This window comes from Bradyrhizobium sp. 160 (assembly GCF_023073735.1).
Lineage (GTDB): Bacteria > Pseudomonadota > Alphaproteobacteria > Rhizobiales > Xanthobacteraceae > Bradyrhizobium.
Genome location: NZ_JADPKD010000054.1, coordinates 406,706 through 425,791, shown reverse-complemented (window position 1 = coordinate 425,791; position 19,086 = coordinate 406,706). Strand labels below are relative to the sequence as shown.

Here is a 19,086-nt window from a genome sequence, read left to right as displayed (position 1 = left end):
CATGCAAGACAAAATCGAAAATCTCACCCGCACCACCGACGACGTGGTCATCGTCGGCGGCGGCCTTGCCGGATTATTCTGCGCGCTGAAGCTCGCGCCGCGGCCCGTGACGCTGATCTCGGCTGCACCGCTCGGACAGGGCGCGTCCTCCGCATGGGCACAAGGCGGCATCGCGGCGGCGGTGGCCGAAGGCGATACTCCGGAAGCGCATACCGAGGATACGATTGCCGTCGGGGGCGGTCTCGTCGATGAAGCCGTTGCACTGGGGATGGCGCGGGAAGCGGCGCCGCGAATCCATGATCTTCTCGCCTTTGGCGTCCCATTCGATCGCGACCTAGAAGGAAAGCTCGCTGTCGGACGCGAAGCCGCGCACTCGGCCCGGCGCATCGTACATGTGCGCGGCGACGGAGCCGGTGCCGCGATCATCGCGGCCTTGAGCGAAGCGGTGCGCCACACGCCGTCGATCCGTGTCATCGAAGGTCTGGTCGCCGAAGCATTGTTGACCGAGCACGGTGCCGTCACGGGCATTCAACTGCGCGAGGCCGGCCGTCCCTCTGCACGGCCGATCACCCTCGCCTCGCGCGCGATCGTGCTGGCCACCGGCGGCCTTGGGCATCTCTATGCCGTCACCACCAATCCGCTCGAGGCCAGCGGCTCGGGCCTTGCGATCGCCGCACGCGCCGGTGCGGTAATCGCCGATCCGGAATTCGTGCAATTCCATCCGACCGCCATCAGGGTCGGGCGCGATCCGGCACCGCTTGCGACCGAGGCGCTGCGCGGCGAAGGCGCGACGCTCATCAACGGCAATGGCGAGCGTTTTATGGCGGCGCGCCATCCGCTCGCCGAGCTCGCACCGCGCGACATCGTCGCCCGCGGCGTCTTTGCCGAAATCGCGGCCGGACGCGGTGCCTTCCTCGATGCGCGCCAGGCGCTGGGTGCGCGCTTCGCCGACAAATTTCCGACCGTGCATGCAAGCTGCCTCGCCGCCGGAATCGATCCCGCGGCAGAGGCCATCCCGATCGCGCCGGCCGCGCACTATCACATGGGCGGCATCGCGGTGGACGCGCGCGGCCGCAGCTCGATCGACGGGCTCTGGGCCGGCGGCGAAGTGGCCTCCACTGGCGCCCATGGCGCCAACCGGCTCGCTTCCAATTCGTTGCTGGAGGCCGTGGTCTACGCCGCGCGCATCGCTGAGGACATCGCCGGCTGCGCCCTCCCCGCGCCTGCCCGGCTTCCGGACGCATTGGTGACGCCGCGCGGCGGCGCGCCGGAGGCTACGGCCGTGAAGCGGCTGCGAGCGATGATGAACACACGCGTCGGCGTCATCCGCGACGCCGACGGATTGGCGGAGGCCGTCCGCAGCTTCGCCGCGCTTGAACGCGAGGCCGGCAACATCACGCTGCGCAACATGGCGACCTCCGCGCTGCTGGTAGCCGCTGCTGCCTGGAGCCGGCGCGAGAGCCGCGGCGCGCATTTCCGCGCCGACCATCCGGCGGATGTCCCTGCCCTGGCGCAACGAACGATGACCACGCTCGACGCTGTGCGCGAAGTGGCCGACGGCCTCGCCGATCGCCCAATGCCACCCACCGCGCAACCCATCATGGCCTGACGGAGCTCTCATGATCACCGCAACCTCGCTGCTCTATCCCGACGCCTTTCTCTCGCCCCTCGCAATTGACGAGGCCGTGCAGCGTGCACTCGACGAAGATCTCGGTCGCGCCGGCGACGTCACCTCGCTGGCAACGATTCCGGAAGCAACGACGGCGCAGGCGATTCTGGTCGCGCGCCAGTCCGGCGTGATCGCCGGATTGCCGCTGGCGCTGGCGACGCTGCAAAAGCTCTCGCCCGACATCGACGTGCGTGCGCATGTCCGCGACGCCGCACGGGTTGCCCGCGGGCAGCAGGTGTTGACGATCTCAGGGCCCGCGCGCGCCATTCTCACGTCGGAGCGGACCGCACTGAACTTCGTCGGCCGCCTGTCGGGTATCGCGACGCTGACGGCCGCCTACGTCGCGCGCACCGAAGGCACGCGGATGCGCATCTGCTGCACGCGAAAGACCACGCCGGGATTGCGGGCGCTGGAAAAGTATGCCGTGCGCTGCGGCGGCGGTTTCAATCACCGCTTCGGCCTCGACGATGCGATCCTGATCAAGGACAATCACATCGCGGTCGCCGGCGGCATCCGCCCCGTGCTGGAGCGCGCCCGCGCTCATGCCGGCCATCTCGTCAAGATCGAGATCGAGGTGGACACGCTTGCGCAACTGCGCGAGGTGCTGGCCACCGGAATGGCCGACGCGGTGCTGCTCGACAACATGGATATCGCGACGTTGCGCGAGGCGGCGCGGATCAACGAGGGCCGCCTCAAGCTGGAAGCGTCCGGCGGCGTCACACTGGACTCGATCGCGGCGATCGCCGCCACCGGCGTCGACTACGCCTCGGCCGGCGCGCTGACGCATTCGGCGCCGAATTTCGACTGTGCGCTGGATATCGAGGCGTGATGGTCCTTGCTTCTCCCTGCAAGCGGGGCGAGGGAAGAAAACTACCGCCGCTCGCCCATCTCCGCGGAACTCTTGGCTTCCTGCGCGAGCGCGGCGGAAAGCGCTGCGGTCTGCGCCGGCGTGCCCCAGCTTGGCTCCTCGCTGCCATCGCCCCAGGCGCGCGGACGGTAGAAGGTGTGCACGCCGGTCTTGTACATCTTCTTCATCTCGGCGACCCAGGACGGGCGCACCCAATAGGCATGGTAGTGCGTGGACTTGCCGACCTCGGGCAGCCAGATCTGGCCATCGAGCATCGCCTTCGAAATCTTCTTGGCGCGCTCCCACATCTCGGGCTCGCGGATCACGTCGGCGTTGTTGTCGCAGGCGAAGGTGAACTGGCAGGCCAGGTGGCGGTATTTGTTCTGATAGACCACGCCGCACACGGTGTCGGGATATTTTCCCGAGAACACGCGGTTCATCACGACCTGCGCGACCGCCATCTGGCCGCGCACGGCCTCGCCGCGCGATTCGAAATAGACCGCTTCGGCGAGACACTTCTCGGACTTGGCGCGCGACTTGTCGTCGAGCGCGAGCCGCTCCGCGGGCGATCTGGCGCGCTGGTTGTCGGCGTTGACCTCGCCCTTCGGCGCGACGCTCTCGCCGCTCTCGATGTCCTTGGCGATCTCGGCTGCCGGCGGCGACAGCGAGGCCGTCACCTTCATATCGGGATCAGGCATCACGATCAGCGGCTCGGCCCCGGGCTGCCAGCTCTCGATGCTCTCGAGACTACCGCCGAGCGAGGAGCTGCCGAAGAACAGGTTCGACGTCTTGACGCTGAAGGGATCGCGCGCCGGGGCGGCCGGCGTCGTGGCCCGCTTCAGCGCTTCCAGCGGCTGCACCGCCAACGCGCGCGCGGCATCGCTGGCCTGCGGCGCATTGGTATATTGCGGCAGCGGCGGCGCACGGAGCGCTTCCTGGAGCTCGGGATCGAGCGCGGCCGCGGACTCCGGCGACATCGGCGGCGGTAAGGCGGCGGTCTTGGCACCGAACACCGAGCTGTTCGAGGTCGCGGGATTTTCCTGCGCGGGCGCTGCCGGCGGCGCAGCCGCCTCGGGAGGTGTCGTCGGGGTCATGATCGCGAGGCGATCACCCTTCATCGAGCGATCGACCTTTGGAAAATCGGCGGCCTGGTAGCGCGGCGGCGTCTGCGCCGCCGGATTGCGGCTGATCGCACCCGTGACGTCGCGGCCATCGATGCTGGCGAGGCGAACCATCGCGCTCTGCGGAACCGAAGTGCCGATCGGTCGGGAAAAACTGTAGGTGGCGAGCTGGATCGAGGACGCCGCGGAATACACCTGCTTCTGCCAACGCTCGGCGACGCCGGGTTGGCGCGCCAGCAGCGAGGCAATGTCCTGATAGCCGGTCTCTCTCGGCATCAATGCGAAGATGCAGAGACCGATGCCGAAGGACGCGAACCGCGCGCCCTTCGGATGGTTACGCAACACTGACATCGATACGCTCACGCTACGCTTACGCCAGTTCGATCGAACGTCAGTACATCCGTGCAATTCGATCTTGATTGTAAGTATCCAATTTAGGTTGCCGGGGCGTTAATCGACGTTGCGCGCCCGGCACACTCAAGCAAACACGGGTGTTTTCAGGGGGCGATCGCGCACGGTGGTAAATGCGTCGTCACATCGAGCGGTAAACAACCGGTCAACGCGAATGGTGAAGGAACTCTTGCGCACATGTATCAATACGGGACGCGCGATCATTATGCTGTTTCGCGTTTGCGCAAAGCGTTCCCCCATCACGGGTGTCACGCTCCGCGAAAGCGGGGCATCCAGTACGCCGCGTCGTCGCCATTCATCACGACCGCTCGGCGTACTGGATCGCCTGGTCAAGCCGGGCGATCACAGCGAGAAAGTGGCGAGCCCGTCCCATAACCTCGTCATTGCGAGCGCAGCGAAGCAAATCCAGTCTGCCTCCGCGGAACGATTCTGGATTGCTTCGCTGCGCTCGCAATGACAGCAGGGATACAGCATCACGCAAAAAGAGGCGGGGTTTGTCCCGCCTCTCTCGCACTCATCATTTCAATTCTGCTTACGCCTGGCTCGCGATTGCCTTGCCGAGCGCGGCTTGCGCCGCAGCCAGGCGGGCGATCGGCACGCGGTAGGGCGAGCAGGAGACGTAGTCGAGGCCGATCGTGTGGCAGAAGGCGACCGAGGCGGGATCGCCGCCGTGCTCGCCGCAGATGCCGACCTTGAGCGAGGCCCGCGTCTTGCGGCCGCGCGCGACGCCGATCTTGACGAGCTCACCGACGCCCTCTTGATCAAGCGCGATGAAGGGATCGACCGAGAGGATGCCCTTTGCCACGTAGGGACCGAGGAAGCTCGCCGCGTCGTCGCGGCTGATGCCGTACGTCGTCTGCGTGAGATCGTTGGTGCCGAACGAGAAGAACTCGGCGCTCTCCGCGATCTCGGCTGCGAGCAGACAGGCGCGCGGCAGCTCGATCATGGTGCCGACCTGATAGGCGAGCTTCGTATTCGTCTCGCGCATCACCGCCTGCGCAGTCGCATCGATCCGCGCCTTGACGAGGTCGAGCTCGGCCTTGGTCGCGATCAGCGGGACCATCACCTCGAGACCGACGGCCTTGCCGGTGCGCCTCTGCGCCTCGACCGCGGCCTCGAAGATCGCGCGCGCCTGCATCTCGGCTATTTCAGGATAGGCAATCGCGATGCGGCAGCCGCGGAAGCCGAGCATCGGATTGAACTCCGAGAGCTCGCGGGCGCGGTCGGCCAGGCGCCGCGGATCGGTGTTCATGGCGCGCGCCACCTCCTCGACCTCGGCATGGGTGTGCGGCAGGAACTCGTGCAGCGGCGGATCAAGCAGGCGGATCGTGACGGGAAGACCCTTCATGATCTCGAACAGCTCGACGAAGTCGGCGCGCTGCATCGGCAGCAGCTTGGCGAGCGCGGCACGGCGCGCCTGCTCGTCTTCGGAGAGGATCATTTCGCGCACCGTGCGGATGCGCGTCTCCTCGAAGAACATGTGCTCGGTTCGGCACAGGCCGATGCCTTCGGCGCCGAACTTGATCGCGGTGCGGGCATCCTCGGGCGTATCGGCATTGACGCGCACGCCGATCTTGCGGACCTGGTCGGCCCAGTTCATCAACGTGCCGAACTCGCCGGACAGCTCCGGCTCGATCATCGGCATGCGGCCGGCGAGCACCTGGCCGAGCGAACCGTCGATGGTGATGACGTCGCCGGTCTTGAAGGTGCGCGAGCCGATGCTCATGGTACCGCGGCCGTAGTCGACGCGGATGGTGCCGCAGCCGGAGACGCAGGGCTTGCCCATGCCGCGCGCGACCACCGCTGCGTGCGAGGTCATGCCGCCGCGCGTGGTCAAGATGCCTTCGGCGGCGTGCATGCCGTGGATGTCTTCCGGGCTGGTCTCGATCCGAACCAGGATCACCTTGCGTCCGTCGGCCTGGAGCTTGGCCGCCTCGTCCGAGGAGAACACGATCTCGCCGGAGGCCGCTCCCGGCGAGGCCGGCAGGCCGGTCGCGATCACGTCGCGCTTGGCATCGGGATCGATGGTCGGATGCAACAGCTGATCGAGCGAGGCTGGATCGATCCGGGTCACCGCTTCCCTTTTCGAAATCAGGCCTTCATTGGCGAGCTCGACCGCGATGCGCAGCGCCGCTTTCGCAGTGCGCTTGCCGCTGCGGGTCTGGAGCATCCAGAGCTTGCCCTGCTCGACCGTGAACTCCATGTCCTGCATGTCGCGGTAGTGCTTCTCGAGCAGCGTGTAGATCCGCGTCAGCTCCTTGAAGGCCTCCGGCATCGCCGATTCCATCGACGCCTTGTCGGAGCCCGATTCCTTCCGCGCCTCCTCGGTGATGTCCTGCGGCGTGCGGATACCCGCCACCACGTCCTCGCCTTGCGCGTTGATCAGGAATTCGCCGTAGAGCTTGCTCTCGCCGGTCGAGGGATTGCGCGTGAAGGCAACGCCGGTCGCGGAGGTATCGCCCATATTGCCGAACACCATGGCCTGCACGTTGACCGCGGTGCCCCAGGATTCTGGAATGTCGTGCAGCTTGCGGTAGGTCACCGCGCGCGCGTTCATCCAGGAGGAAAACACCGCGCCGATCGCGCCCCAGAGCTGGTCGTGCGGATCCTGCGGGAATTCCTTGCCGGTCTCGCGCGCGACCGCGTCCTTGTACTTGCCGACCAGCTCGACCCAGTCGTCTGCGGACAGATCGGTGTCGAGCGTGTAGCCCTGGCTGTCCTTGAAGGTGTCGAGGATTTCCTCGAAATGATGATGCTCGAAGCCGAGCACCACGTCCGAATACATGGTGATGAAGCGGCGATAGCTGTCATAGGCAAAGCGGCGGTCACCCGACAGCTCGGCCAGCGCTTCCACGGTCTGATCGTTGAGGCCGAGATTGAGCACGGTGTCCATCATGCCCGGCATCGAGGCGCGCGCGCCGGAACGCACGGAGACGAGCAGCGGGTTCTTGGTGTCGCCGAACACTTTGCCGGTCAACTTGCCGACATGCTCCAGCGCCTTCTCAACCTGCGACTGCAGTTCCTTCGGATAGGTCTTGTCGTGTGCGTAGAAGTAGGTGCAGACCGAGGTCGGGATGGTGAAGCCCGGAGGTACCGGCAGGCCGAGATTGGCCATCTCGGCGAGGTTGGCGCCCTTGCCGCCGAGCAGGTCACGCATTTCCGAGCGGCCTTCGGCCTTGCCGTCACCAAATGTGAACACCCATTTGCCGGCCTTGGCCGCTGCTGGCGCCGCCTTGGCGGACGGAGTCTTCTTGGGTGCGGGCTTTGCAGCGACCTTCGGCAGAGCCGCCCTGGTCACAGCTTTTGCCGCCGGCTTGGCAGCGGGCTTTGCGACCGGCTTCGGCGCGCTTTTGGCCAGCGCCTTGCGGGCCCGCGGCGCAGCCTTTGCGGCGGTGGAGGACTTTGATTTCGCTGGCATTTTTTTGGGCTTCGAGGCGGCTTTGGCCATAGCTTGCACACAACCTGCGAGAGGAATGGGAAATCGCGGGCCTTACACCACTTTGGGCGGGCCCGCGCAAGTCGGACAGTTCCGAAAAGTGAACGCCTAGAAGCGGAGCCACTTCAGGAGCCCAAGCCCGATCGCGCCATTCACGATGAGAAAGATCGCGACGATCAGATTGAGGAGTCGCGGCATGATCAGGATGAGCACGCCCGCAATCAACGACAGGATCGGCGAAATGTGGGCGACGGTGATGTGCATGAATTATCTTTCTGTGGAGGTGGACGAATCGCGGGCGGATCATAGCGGCCCCGGTTCCGCGAGTAGAGACGCGGAAAGCCGATGCGAGTTCCCGGCTTCTCGAAAACTGCCCGAAATTGCCGCGGATACGGCAGGCCTTTTCCCGGAACATTGCGAAGTCGCATGCATTGGCCACCGGTTGCGCCACTGGCGCTTGCCAAACATCACATCGAAGGAGTTGCCCATGCGGAACAGGATTCTTGCCCTTGCAGCGCTGGGCGTTGCGATCGGCTCGCCCCTTGCGGCACAGGCGCAAAGCGATGTCACGGTGGGACGCGCGCCTACCGTGGTCGACAGCGCCCCCAGCATTGCCGTCGACCAGCGGCCGGCCTTCCGCGACTATGTCGTCGAACAACGTGTGCCGCCCTTCCGCATTCCGGATCGCGTGGTGGTCGGTGCCACCTTACCCGAGAGCGGCGTCACGTATTATGACGTGCCGCAGCGTTTCGGCGCCACCACCTATCGCTACACCGTCGTGAACGGCGAGACCGTGCTGGTCGAACCGCGCTCGCGCCGCATCGTCGAGGTACTGGACTGAGACTGAGATCGACTACTTGAGATCGACTAGATGTCCGGCGCGCCACATCAGGCTGGCGCGAGCAGTGTTAAATCGGACATCAGGCCCCGCCCGGTCCTCCCCCCGCCGGGCGGGGCACTTTTTGCGTGCCACATCAACAGCCGTCATTCCGGGCTCGCGCCAAGTGGCGCGCCCCGGAATGACAGCGGTGGTAAAGGCGCTACTGCCCGTCAATCCTGGATCTTCGAGAAATCCGCCACCGCCCGCGTGGCGCTGCGAATCTCGTTCAGCAGCTTCAACCGATTCTCGCGCACCTTCCCATCGTCGTCATTGACGCGAACCTTTTCGAAAAACGAATCCACGGGCGGACGCAATTTCGCCAGAGCGCTCATGGCCGCGGCAAAGTCTTCCTTGGCGACGGCAGCGCTCGCCTCCGCCTTGACCTCGCCGATCGCTTTCGCCAGCGCCTTCTCTTCATCGAGGCTGTAGAGCGCAGCATCCGGCGCCCCGTCGAACGTGCGCTTGTCCTTCTTCTCCTCGATCGAGAGGATGTTGCTGGCGCGCTTGGTGCCGGCCAGCAGGTTCTTGCCGTCGTCACTGTCGAGAAACTTGCCCAGCGCCTCGACGCGGCGCACGATCATCAGAAGATCGTCCTGGCCGCCGAGCGCGAACACGGCATCGACGAGATCGTGGCGCGCGCCCTGCTCGCGGAGCTGGACCTTGAGGCGGTCGGCGAAAAAGGCGAGCAGGTCTATCGGAAGCTTTTGCGCATCGGCCGGCTTGACCGACAAACCGGCGAGTGCGGACGCCGCCACCTTCATGACCGACAAACGCAGCGCGTTCTCGGCAATCAACCGGATCACCCCGAGGGCAGCTCTCCGCAGCGCATACGGATCCTTGCTCCCCGTCGGCTTTTCGTCGATAGCCCAAAAGCCAACGAGCGTATCCATCTTATCGGCGAGCGCCACAGCAACGCTGACCGGATCAGTCGGCACGCGATCGGCAGGGCCTTGCGGCTTGTAGTGCTCCTCGCAGGCGGCGGCGACCGAGGCGTCCTCGCCCTGCGCCAACGCATAATACTTGCCCATCAATCCCTGCACCTCGGGGAATTCGCCGACGACTTCGGTCAGCAGATCCGCCTTGGCCAGATGCGCGGCGCGCGTTGCCTTGCCGACGCCGGCGCCAACCAGCGGCGCGATCTCGGCCGCCAGGCGCTCGATGCGCTTGATGCGCGCGGCCTGCGTGCCGAGCTTCTCGTGGAACACGATCTGCTCGAATTTCGGCAGCCGCTCCTCAAGCTTGGTCTTCAGATCCGTTTCATAGAAGAACTTCGCATCACTGAGCCGCGCGCGGATGACGCGCTCGTTGCCGGCGATGATGGTCTTGCCGCCGTCCGTCGCCTCGATATTGGCGACGAGGATGAACTTATTGGCGAGCTTTCCGGCGTTATCCGTATTCTTGGGATCGCTGACGACGAAGCACTTCTGGTTGTTGCGGATGGTGGCGCGGATGACTTCCGCGGGCGTTGTCAAGAATTCCGGCTCGAACGAGCCCATCAGTACGACCGGCCATTCGACGAGGCCGGCGACCTCGTCGAGCAGGTTCTGGTCCTCGACGAGCTCGAACCCTTGCGCGAAGGCGAGCTGCTTGGCGTCGGTGAGGATCGCATCCTTGCGGCGCTCAGGGTCGAGCACGACCTTTGCGGCGAGAAGTTTGGCCTCGTAATCCTCGAAACGACGCACGGAAATCGCCGCGGGTGCGAGGAAGCGATGGCCGTAAGTGGTTTGGCCGGCCTCGATGCCGTCGACCGAGAACTTCACGACGTCGGGCTGTTCCGTCTCGAGCCCGAAAGTCGCGGTGATTGCGTGCAGCGGACGCACCCAGTTCAGCGATCCGGGTTTGCCGGAGCGCGCGCCCCAGCGCATCGCTTTCGGCCAGGGGAAGGTGCGGATGATCACCGGCAGGATTTCCGCGAGCACGTCGATCGCGGCGCGGCCGGGCTTCTCGATCAGCGCAATATAGAAGTCGCCCTTCGGATCCCGTTGGATCTTGGCTTCGTCGAGCGAACTCAAACCGGTAGCCTTCAGAAAACCCTGCACGGCCGCATCGGGCGCGCCAATTTTCGGTCCGCGGCGTTCGGTCTTGAGGTCCGGCTGGCGCGCAGGGATGCCGTGCACGGTCAGCGCGAGGCGGCGCGGCGTCGCGAACGCCTTTGCGCCCTCGTAGACGAGGCCTTCGGCGACCAGCTTGTCGGTGACCATGCGGCGCAGATCGTCGGCCGCCTTGGCCTGCATGCGCGCGGGGATTTCTTCCGAGAACAGTTCGAGCAAAAGATCGGGCATCAGGCAGCTCCGCCCGCTTCAGTATGGATCCAGGCTTCGCCACAGGCCTTGGCCAGCTCGCGCACGCGCAGAATGTAGCTCTGCCGCTCGGTCACGGAGATCACGCCGCGTGCATCGAGCAGGTTGAAGACGTGGCTCGCCTTGATGCACTGGTCATAGGCCGGCAGCGCCATCAGATGCTGCTTGCTGTTGCCGCCTTCGCGCCAGCCGGCCTCGAGATATTTCCTGCAGGCCGCTTCGGCCATCCTGAACTGCTCGAACAGCATCGCGGTGTCGGCATGTTCAAAGTTGTGCCGCGAATATTCCTGCTCGGCTTGCAGGAAGACGTCGCCATAGGTGACCCTGGCGGCGCCATCGCGGCCGTTGAAGTTGAGGTCGTAGACGCGATCGACGCCCTGCACATACATCGCCAGGCGCTCGAGCCCGTAGGTGAGCTCGCCCGCCACCGGCGCGCATTCGAAGCCCGCGACCTGCTGGAAATAGGTGAACTGGCTGACTTCCATACCGTCGCACCAGCATTCCCACCCGAGGCCCCAGGCGCCCAGCGTCGGGCTCTCCCAATCGTCCTCGACGAAGCGGATATCGTGCACGGCGGAATCGATGCCGATCGCGGCGAGCGACTTCAGGTACAGCTCCTGAAGGTTCGGCGGCGACGGTTTCATGATCACCTGGAACTGGTAGTAGTGCTGCATCCGGTTCGGGTTTTCGCCGTAGCGACCGTCCTTGGGTCGGCGCGAGGGCTGCACATAGGCCGCGTTCCACGGCTTTGGCCCGAGCGCGCGCAGGGTGGTCGCCGGATGAAAGGTGCCCGCGCCCATCTCCATGTCATAGGGCTGCAGGATCACGCAGCCCTGCTCGGCCCAGAACCGCTGGAGCGCGAGGATGAAGCCCTGGAACGAGCGTTCCGGGCGCATATGGGCGGGCAAGGAGGCGTCCATCGTCAGATCAGGCTCTCGCGGGGGGTTTTGAATCGCGCGGGACCGTATCGGCGGCGGGGATGGGAATCAAGGCGAAGGGGGAGAAATGGCAGTCATTCCGGGGCGATGCGCAGCATCGAACCCGGAATCTCGAGATTCCGGGTTCGCCCTAGGGCGCCCCGGAATGACGGTGCGTGTGAAAGCCAGAACCACCTATCCCGGGCGGTAAGCTCCGGTCACGGGGTCACGTTTCAGCGTCGGGATGTCCCCCATATGGGCGGCTTCGGTGACGCGCGACAAGCGCATCTCCTCCAGCTCCTGGTTGATCCGGACAGCGGTCTTGTAGGCCCAGCGGACCACGGCAAGCCCGCCCAGCACGCCCGCGAAAGCGACGAACGGCGGCATCGGTCGATCCTTGTCTAGTGCTCAGCCCCCACGCGCATTGTTGCGCAGATGGACCTGCGCCGCAATCGGAGGGTCGAGGGGCCAAATGGCGCGGGAGTGCGAGCCCTAGAACCCGAATTTCGCCCAAATCGCCCGCGTCTCGACCGCCGAGATCAGCTCATCCGGCAGACCGGCCATTGATTCCAGCGCCGAAAGCTGACCCGCCCCGGGCGATTTCCGGCCCAGAAGACCGGACAACAGACCGGTCGGCTGCGCGATCACAGGGGTGAGAACCTTCTCGCCGTAGCGGGCACGAAGAGTTGAGCGGAGATCGCCGATGCTGTCGGCGAGCCCCAGCGCGACTGCGCTCTCGCCCGCCCAATATTCGCCCGTGAACAGGGTGTCGTCGGTGCCTCTCAGGCGCCCGCCGCGGCTGTCCTTTACCAGGGCAATGAAGATCTGGTGGATCTCGCGCTGGATCGCCTTCAGCTTCGCTACGTCATCAGGATTTTCCGGGAGGAACGGATCGAGCATCGCCTTATGGGCGCCGGCGGTGTAGAGGCGCCGCTCGACGCCGAGCCGCTTGATCGCCTCCTGGAAACCAAAACTGCCACCGACCACGCCGATCGAACCGAGGATCGAAGAGGGATCGCAGATGATCTCATCGCCGGCACAGGCGATCATGTAGCCGCCTGAGGCGGCGACGTCCTCGACGAAGACCAGCACGGGCAGCTTCTTCTCCGCCGCGAGCTGCTTGATGCGCAGGTAGATCTGGCGCGACTGCACCGGCGAGCCGCCGGGCGAATTGATCACCAGCGCCACCGCCTTGGCGTTGCGATGTGAAAACGCCCGCTCCAGCACGCGCGCTATGCCCGCGAGCGTCATGCCAGGGCGCAGCGGCGTCACTGCGCCGATCACGCCGGACAGCCGCACCACGGGCACAATTGCCGTGCCGGGCCGGAAACGCGCCGGCAGATATTGCATGAGCTTGTCGGCCAGGCCGGAACTCTCACGATCGTTCAAATCTTCGGCCATGCCGTTACCTCTGTTTAACCATTTTTTATCACGCGACTGTCATTGGAAGTGCCTGGAACGTGTTTTGCAGATTTCCCGTTGGGAGGCTGCAATGAGGCAGCGGAGAACGCCATGAAAATCTATTTGCTGATGCTGCTGATCGGTGCGCTGTTCATGGCGATCCGCCTGACGACGCCGCAGGAACAGCAGTCGGAATCGCTTCCGCAATAAGCGATCACGGCTCCGCCAGCGGCAAGACCGCCCTTCCCTCCAGAATCTCCTTCACCTCTTTTTTAGGCACGCCCGACTCGTCATTGAGCATGAGGCCCGGCAGCACTCGCGCCGGCGCCCGGCCGCCTTTGACCGCGCGCACCAGCACCCGGATCGCCGGCCGCCCCGCCTCACCGTGAACTGGCAGGATCGACAGACTGCCGAAGCCGCGTGACAGCGCTGCCAGGACGTCGGCGATCCCATCTGCACGCCAGATCAACGTCAGCACGCCGTTCGATCGGAGGATGCGCCGCGCCGCATGCACCCATGCATTCAGCGTCTCGTCGCGCGCGACATGGGCGGTGTGACGTGCCTGGTCCGGCGACCCGCGATGCCGAACCGGATCGTTGAAAGGCGGGTTCATCAGCACCACGTCGACGCTGTCGGGCACGAGACCATTTGCCGCAAACGCCTGCGCATCGGCAGTGACGTCGAGCACGATCGTCTCGGCGGCAATTCCATTCGCCGCCGCGTTGGACCGCGCAAGCTCTGCCAGCACCGGATCGATCTCGACCAGGCCGAGCCGCAATCCAGCCACGCGCCTGGCAAGCGCGAGGCCCGCCACACCGATGCCGGCGCCGAGATCGATCGCGCGATCGCCCGCCTTGGCCGTGGTCGCCGCCGCAAGCAGGATGGCGTCGTGTCCGGCGCGATGGCCGGATCGCTTCTGCTTCAGGCGCAGCTGCCCGCCGAGAAAGGCGTCTTCGGTGATATCGGCTGCGGCCTCAATCATCGCCGCGCAATTCGTGGCTGAGGCCGGCCTCGGTGAGAAGCTGGCGGGCCTCGACGGCGTCATCCTCATGGACCAGGATCCGCCGCGGCAGAATGCCGAGCGAGCCCTCGATGATGCTCATGTTCTGGTCAAGCACCAGATGATGGATATTGGCACCGTCGAGCAGCGCGCCGATCGCTGACACCAGCACCATGTCGTTGGTCCGAACCAGTTCACGCAAACGCAGGTCTCCTGCCTGAAAAAGAGGGAAGCGGCAAATGTCAATGGTTCCGCGGCACTTGCCGCATCCGCCACCAGTTTCTATTGTCTTTCCATCAGAATAGCCCTTCCGGGGCAAATATTGGAGACCGGCGTGGCCGTCATCGTACCTTTCGAAACTCCGGGCGCGTCGATCGAAGAGCTGGTTGCCCTTGTCGCCGGTGACATGGAGCGCGTCAACGCCACGATCCTGTCGCGGACCGGTTCTGATGTGACCATGATCCCTGAGGTCGCCAATCATTTGATCTCCTCCGGGGGAAAACGCCTGCGGCCAATGCTGACGCTCGCCATGGCCAACCTCGCCGGCTACACCGGCGACGGCCACATCAAGCTCGCCGCCTCCGTCGAGTTCATGCATACCGCGACCCTGCTCCACGACGACGTCGTCGACGAAAGCGAGATGCGCCGAGGCAAGCTGTCTGCGCGCATGCTCTGGGGCAACGAGGCGAGCGTGCTGGTCGGCGACTTCCTGCTCGGCCAAGCCTTCCGCATGATGGTCGAGGTCGGCTCGCTGCGCGCGCTGGACATCCTCTCTGCGGCCGCCGCGACCATCGCCGAGGGCGAGGTGATGCAGCTCGCCGCGGCCAAGAACACCGCGACCACCGAGGACGAATATCTCGCCGTGATCCGCGGCAAGACGGCCGAGCTGTTCGCCGCCGCCTGCGAGGTCGGCCCCGTGATCGCCAACCGCCCGAAGGCGGAACAGACTGCCTGCCGCTCGGTCGGCATGAATCTCGGCATCGCCTTCCAGCTCGTCGACGACGTGCTCGACTATGGCGGCAAGAGCGCCAAACTCGGCAAGAACACCGGCGACGATTTCCGCGAAGGCAAGATCACGCTGCCGGTCGTGCTCGCCTTCCGCCGCGGCAACGACACCGAGCGCGCCTTCTGGATTCGGGCACTGGAGCGCGGCGACGTCGGCGATTCCGATCTCGATCACGCCATCGGCCTGATGAACAAGCACCGCGCGCTGGAGGACACGCTGAGCCGCGCCCAGCACTACGGCGCCATGGCTGTGGACGCGCTGGCACTGTTCCCGTCCTCGCCGATGAAGAGCGCGCTGGAACAGGTCGTGGCGTTCTGTCTGGCGCGATCACATTAGGCGTGACCGCCCGACGCGCTCTCCACTCGTCAACTGCCGCGGTGACGATCTGGATTGCTGCTTCGCTCCGCTCCCAATGCCGGAGCGTTAGAGGCAGCATCGCACTCCCTTCCGTGTCCCGGACTGCAACGCTCGTCGCGTGGCCGCGCAGGGCCGGGACCCACGCGGCACGCGCAGCTCTCAGCAAGATGGGCCCCGGCGCTGCGCTGCGTCCGGGCGCGAGAGCGGTCCGGCAAGTGCCCGCCGCACATTCCGACCAGACGCGCTGTCTCCCACCGAACCGCTTTAGCCATCATATCACTTACGCTGCTCGCGCCTGCTGCTGCCTGCCCCAGTCACTTGCCTTTTGCAAGTCACTCACCTACCTTGCTGCCATGCAGCCCAAATCTCCCTCCATCCTGGAATGCCCTGTCGGCCGCGCCGTGGAGACGGTCGGCGAATGGTGGAGCATTTTGATCCTGCGCGATGCGTTTCAGGGCGCGACGAAATTCGACGAGTTTTCGCAAAGCCTCGGGATCGCGCCGAACATCCTGTCGCGGCGGCTCGCCCATCTCACCGAGAACGGCATGTTTGTTCGCCGCCGCTATCATGAGCGGCCGCCGCGCTACGAATATGCGCTGACGGACAAGGCGCGGGATTTCTTTCCCGTGATCGTGGCGCTGCTCGCCTGGGGCAACAAGCATCTCGCTCCGAAGGGCGAAGCCATCCTGCTGGCGAGCCGAGACGAGATCCGCCCGTTCGATCCTGTCGTCGTCGATGCCGCCGACCTGCGTCCGATCACGCTCACCAATGCAGTCGTCATCGCCGGTCCACGCGCCAGCCGCGGGATGCGCAAACGACTCGCTTCACTCAAGGCCATGAACCCGGCCGTCGCGCCGTCTGGAGACTGACATGCGTCGTATCGTCGTGACGGGAATGGGCGCGGTGTCGCCGCTTGGCTGCGGTGTCGAGCGGTCTTGGCGCCGGCTGTTGGCCGGTCAAAGCGGGCTGCGCCCTCTGCCCGAATGGGCGCAGGTACTGCCGGCGCACATCGCCGGGCTCGTGCCCGACAAGGCCGATGATGCCGAAGCCGGCTTCGATCCCGCACAGGCGGCTGCGCCAAAAGACCAGCGCAAGATGGACCGCTTCATCCTGTTCGCGCTGCTCGCCACCGCAGAAGCAGTGTCGCAGGCCAAATGGATGCCGCAGGACGCCGCGGCGCTGGCACGGACCGCGACGATCATCGCTTCCGGCGTCGGCGGCTTTCCGGCGATAGCAGAGGCGGTGCGCATCACGGAGCAGCGCGGCGCGCGCCGGCTCTCGCCCTTCACGATCCCCTCGTTCCTCGCCAATCTCGCCGCTGGCCACGTCTCGATCAGATACGGCTACAAGGGACCGCTGGGCACGCCCGTCACCGCCTGCGCGGCCGGGGTCCAGGCGATCGGCGATGCCGCGCGCATGATCCGCGCCGACGAGATCGACGTCGCAATCTGCGGCGGTGCGGAGGCCTGTATCGATATCGTCAGCCTCGGTGGCTTTGCTGCGGCACGTGCGCTGTCGAGCGGCTTCAACGATGAGCCTGCACGCGCCTCGCGCCCGTTCGATCGCGACCGCGACGGTTTTGTGATGGGCGAAGGCGCCGGCATCCTGGTGATCGAGGAACTGGAGCATGCTCTGGCGCGCGGCGCGGCGCCGATCGCGGAGATCGTCGGCTACGGCACGACCGCGGATGCCTATCACATGACCTCGGGTCCGCCCGATGGTGATGGCGCCCGCCGCGCGATGGAGATCGCGCTTCGGCAGGCGAACCTTGCGCCCGCGGATGTACAGCACCTCAATGCCCATGCGACATCAACGCCCGCCGGCGACGAGAGCGAGCTTGGCGCTATCGCCGCGCTGTTCGGCCGTGACCGCGGCATTGCCGTAAGCGCGACCAAATCGGCCACCGGCCATCTGCTCGGCGCCGCCGGCGGATTGGAGGCGATCTTCACCGTGCTCGCTTTACGCGACCAGATCGCGCCGCCGACGCTCAATCTCGAAAACCCGGATCCTGGCGCTGATGGCATCGACATCGTCGCCGGCGCAGCGCGGCCGATGCCGATGCAGAGCGCCATCTCGAACGGCTTCGGCTTTGGCGGGGTCAATGCCAGCGTGATCTTCCGCCGGATCGGCTAAACGAGGGGCCTTGCAATCGCGTCAGGCTTCGCTACCAAAACACAATGATCACGACGAATTTCTGGCTGTTCCTGGCGGCAGCTTGTCTCATTGCCGCCGTTCCCGGCCCCGGCATCTTCTATGTCGCGGCACGGACATTATCGGAGGGACGCGTCAGCGGTTTCGCATCGACTGCGGGCACGGCGCTGGGCGGACTGGTTCATGTGGTGGCGGGTAGCCTCGGCATCTCCGCGATCATCCTGGCCAGCGCCGAACTGTTCGCCGCAGTGAAATTTATCGGCGCGCTCTATCTGGTCTGGCTCGGTATCAAAACTTTTCGCAGCACCGGCCGGGCGCTGTCGCTCGCGAGCGAGCCCATCGGCGACAATCGCGCCTTTCGCGACGGTGTGCTGGTGGAGGCGCTGAACCCGAAGACCGCCGCCTTCTTCCTCGCCTTCATTCCACAGTTCCTCGATCCCGCAGGATCGGACCCCACGCTGCAATTCGTCCTCCTCGGCGCAATCTCGGTGACGCTGAATACGCTCGCCGATGTGGTGGTGGTGCTGATGGCAGCAGCGACGCGCAAGCAGCTGATCGGAAGGCCGCATCTGATGCGGCGCCTCACGCAGGGCTCGGGCGTCTTCATCGCCGGCCTCGGCCTGTCGCTCGCGCTGGCACGGCGGCCGGCAAATGGCTAGCGCCCCGCAAAGCCGGTTCTATGAATCGCACGGCCTGCGGCTGCATTGAGCAGACTGGGGCAACGAGGGCGCACCCATCGCCATCCTCGTCCATGGCGGCCGCGATCATTGCCGGAGCTGGGACGTCATCGCCGGATCGCTGCAGCCGCATTTCCACGTGCTCGCACCCGACCTGCGCGGACACGGCGATTCCGATTGGACCCGAGGCGGCAGCTACGCGCTGACGGAATATGTCTACGATCTTGCCCAGCTCGTCCGCATCATTGCTGCGCCGCAGGTGACGCTCATCGGCCATTCGATGGGCGGCATGGTCAGTCTGATCTTTTCGGGCTCATTCCCCGAGCTGGTCTCCAAGCTCGTCGTCCTCGACGGCGTGACCATGTTGCCGGACACGCCGAAGCCGCCGGTGCATGAGCGCATCGGCAAATGGGTGGCGCAGCTCGACAAGCTGCACGACCGCACGCCGCGCCGCTATTCGACGCTCCAGGCCGCAGCCGCGCAGATGATGCTTCACAACAAGCGGCTGTCCCGCGACCTCGCGCTGCATCTCGCCACGCATGGCGCGCGGCAGAACGAGGACGGCACCTATAGCTGGAAGTTCGATCACTACCAGCGCGCCAGTGCGCCGCACCGGCTCTGGCCAGACGACCACATCGAACTGTGGGCGCGCATCGCCTGCCCGACGCTGCTGCTCAATGCCGGCGAAAGTTTTCTGGCCGGCGCAAAGGCAGCGGGCCTGGAGAGGTATTTCCAGAACGCGCGCATCGAGACCGTCGCCGGGGCGGGACACTGGCTGCAGCATGACAAGCCGCAAGAGGTGCTGACTGAGATCCGGCGGTTTCTCGGGCTCGACGAGCAAAGTGCGGATTAGCTTGCTATCGTAGCCTTCATGAGCGCAGCGACATGCAGGGCGCGGCAAGAAAGAGGCCCG

General features: G+C 65.5%; 17 protein-coding genes and 1 pseudogene. 9 read left to right on the top strand and 9 right to left on the bottom strand.

Features of this window, described 5'->3' with window-relative positions; all coding sequences use genetic code 11:
- Position 1: 1 nt before the first annotated feature.
- A complete protein-coding gene (locus IVA98_RS21580) occupies positions 2–1,609 on the top strand; it encodes an L-aspartate oxidase (protein WP_247303384.1) in 1,608 nt (535 codons plus the stop codon).
- 10 nt (positions 1,610–1,619) lie between these two features.
- Positions 1,620–2,498: a carboxylating nicotinate-nucleotide diphosphorylase gene (nadC, locus tag IVA98_RS21575; RefSeq protein ID WP_247333019.1), complete on the top strand. Its 879-nt coding sequence runs from the start codon at positions 1,620–1,622 to the stop codon at positions 2,496–2,498.
- A gap of 41 nt (positions 2,499–2,539) precedes the next feature.
- On the opposite strand, the gene IVA98_RS21570 is transcribed toward nadC, so the two are convergent.
- Positions 2,540–3,988, bottom strand: a complete 1,449-nt coding sequence (locus IVA98_RS21570) for a cell wall hydrolase (protein ID WP_247303388.1) — start codon at positions 3,986–3,988, stop codon at positions 2,540–2,542.
- 214 nt (positions 3,989–4,202) lie between these two features.
- Between IVA98_RS21570 and IVA98_RS21565 the strand changes: the two genes are divergently transcribed.
- A complete protein-coding gene (locus tag IVA98_RS21565; RefSeq protein WP_247333018.1) occupies positions 4,203–4,505 on the top strand; it encodes a hypothetical protein in 303 nt (100 codons plus the stop codon).
- Between the two features lie 75 nt (positions 4,506–4,580).
- Here IVA98_RS21565 and ppdK read toward each other — a convergent pair whose 3' ends face one another.
- Positions 4,581–7,496, bottom strand: a complete 2,916-nt coding sequence (ppdK, locus tag IVA98_RS21560) for a pyruvate, phosphate dikinase (protein WP_247300858.1) — start codon at positions 7,494–7,496, stop codon at positions 4,581–4,583.
- A 96-nt stretch (positions 7,497–7,592) separates the two neighbouring features.
- Positions 7,593–7,748: a DUF3096 domain-containing protein gene (locus IVA98_RS21555; protein ID WP_008562090.1), complete on the bottom strand. Its 156-nt coding sequence runs from the start codon at positions 7,746–7,748 to the stop codon at positions 7,593–7,595.
- Between the two features lie 223 nt (positions 7,749–7,971).
- Between IVA98_RS21555 and IVA98_RS21550 the strand changes: the two genes are divergently transcribed.
- A complete protein-coding gene (locus tag IVA98_RS21550) occupies positions 7,972–8,325 on the top strand; it encodes a DUF1236 domain-containing protein (RefSeq protein WP_247279670.1) in 354 nt (117 codons plus the stop codon).
- A gap of 209 nt (positions 8,326–8,534) precedes the next feature.
- Here IVA98_RS21550 and glyS read toward each other — a convergent pair whose 3' ends face one another.
- From glyS to IVA98_RS21520, 6 genes are all read right to left on the bottom strand, one after another.
- Positions 8,535–10,646, bottom strand: a complete 2,112-nt coding sequence (gene glyS / locus IVA98_RS21545) for a glycine--tRNA ligase subunit beta (RefSeq protein ID WP_247300859.1) — start codon at positions 10,644–10,646, stop codon at positions 8,535–8,537.
- Complete coding sequence (locus IVA98_RS21540) at positions 10,646–11,584, bottom strand: glycine--tRNA ligase subunit alpha (protein ID WP_247300860.1); 939 nt, start codon at positions 11,582–11,584, stop codon at positions 10,646–10,648. The genes glyS and IVA98_RS21540 overlap by 1 nt, the downstream gene beginning before the upstream one ends.
- 192 nt (positions 11,585–11,776) lie before the next feature.
- Positions 11,777–11,968 (bottom strand): hypothetical protein, encoded by a 192-nt coding sequence (locus IVA98_RS21535; protein ID WP_247300861.1) that lies wholly within the window; start codon positions 11,966–11,968, stop codon positions 11,777–11,779.
- Positions 11,969–12,073: 105 nt separating this feature from the next.
- Positions 12,074–12,982 carry a S49 family peptidase gene (locus tag IVA98_RS21530; protein ID WP_247300862.1) on the bottom strand — a complete coding sequence of 303 codons (909 nt, stop codon included), beginning with the start codon at positions 12,980–12,982 and terminating at the stop codon, positions 12,074–12,076.
- 214 nt (positions 12,983–13,196) lie between these two features.
- The gene (locus tag IVA98_RS21525; RefSeq protein ID WP_247300863.1) at positions 13,197–13,964 is read right to left on the bottom strand and encodes a tRNA1(Val) (adenine(37)-N6)-methyltransferase; all 768 of its coding nucleotides are present in this window, start codon (positions 13,962–13,964) and stop codon (positions 13,197–13,199) included.
- Complete coding sequence (locus IVA98_RS21520; protein ID WP_166817884.1) at positions 13,957–14,184, bottom strand: putative signal transducing protein; 228 nt, start codon at positions 14,182–14,184, stop codon at positions 13,957–13,959. The genes IVA98_RS21525 and IVA98_RS21520 overlap by 8 nt, the downstream gene beginning before the upstream one ends.
- Before the next feature lie 132 nt (positions 14,185–14,316).
- On the opposite strand from IVA98_RS21520, the gene IVA98_RS21515 reads away from it, so the two are divergent.
- The 5 genes and pseudogenes from IVA98_RS21515 (at position 14,317) to IVA98_RS21495 (ending at position 19,026) form a co-directional block, all read left to right on the top strand.
- Positions 14,317–15,324, top strand: coding sequence for a polyprenyl synthetase family protein (locus tag IVA98_RS21515; protein ID WP_247300864.1), 1,008 nt, complete (start codon positions 14,317–14,319; stop codon positions 15,322–15,324).
- 374 nt (positions 15,325–15,698) lie between these two features.
- Positions 15,699–16,214: a winged helix-turn-helix transcriptional regulator gene (locus IVA98_RS21510; protein WP_247300865.1), complete on the top strand. Its 516-nt coding sequence runs from the start codon at positions 15,699–15,701 to the stop codon at positions 16,212–16,214.
- Between the two features lies 1 nt (position 16,215).
- Entirely contained in the window at positions 16,216–17,478 is a 1,263-nt protein-coding gene (gene fabF, locus IVA98_RS21505; RefSeq protein WP_247300866.1) for a beta-ketoacyl-ACP synthase II, read from the top strand.
- A gap of 44 nt (positions 17,479–17,522) precedes the next feature.
- Positions 17,523–18,155, top strand: a complete 633-nt coding sequence (locus IVA98_RS21500; protein WP_247300867.1) for a LysE family translocator — start codon at positions 17,523–17,525, stop codon at positions 18,153–18,155.
- Positions 18,148–19,026: pseudogene (locus tag IVA98_RS21495) on the top strand (alpha/beta fold hydrolase). Before IVA98_RS21500 ends, IVA98_RS21495 begins: the two are co-directional and overlap by 8 nt.
- Positions 19,027–19,086: the final 60 nt, after the last annotated feature.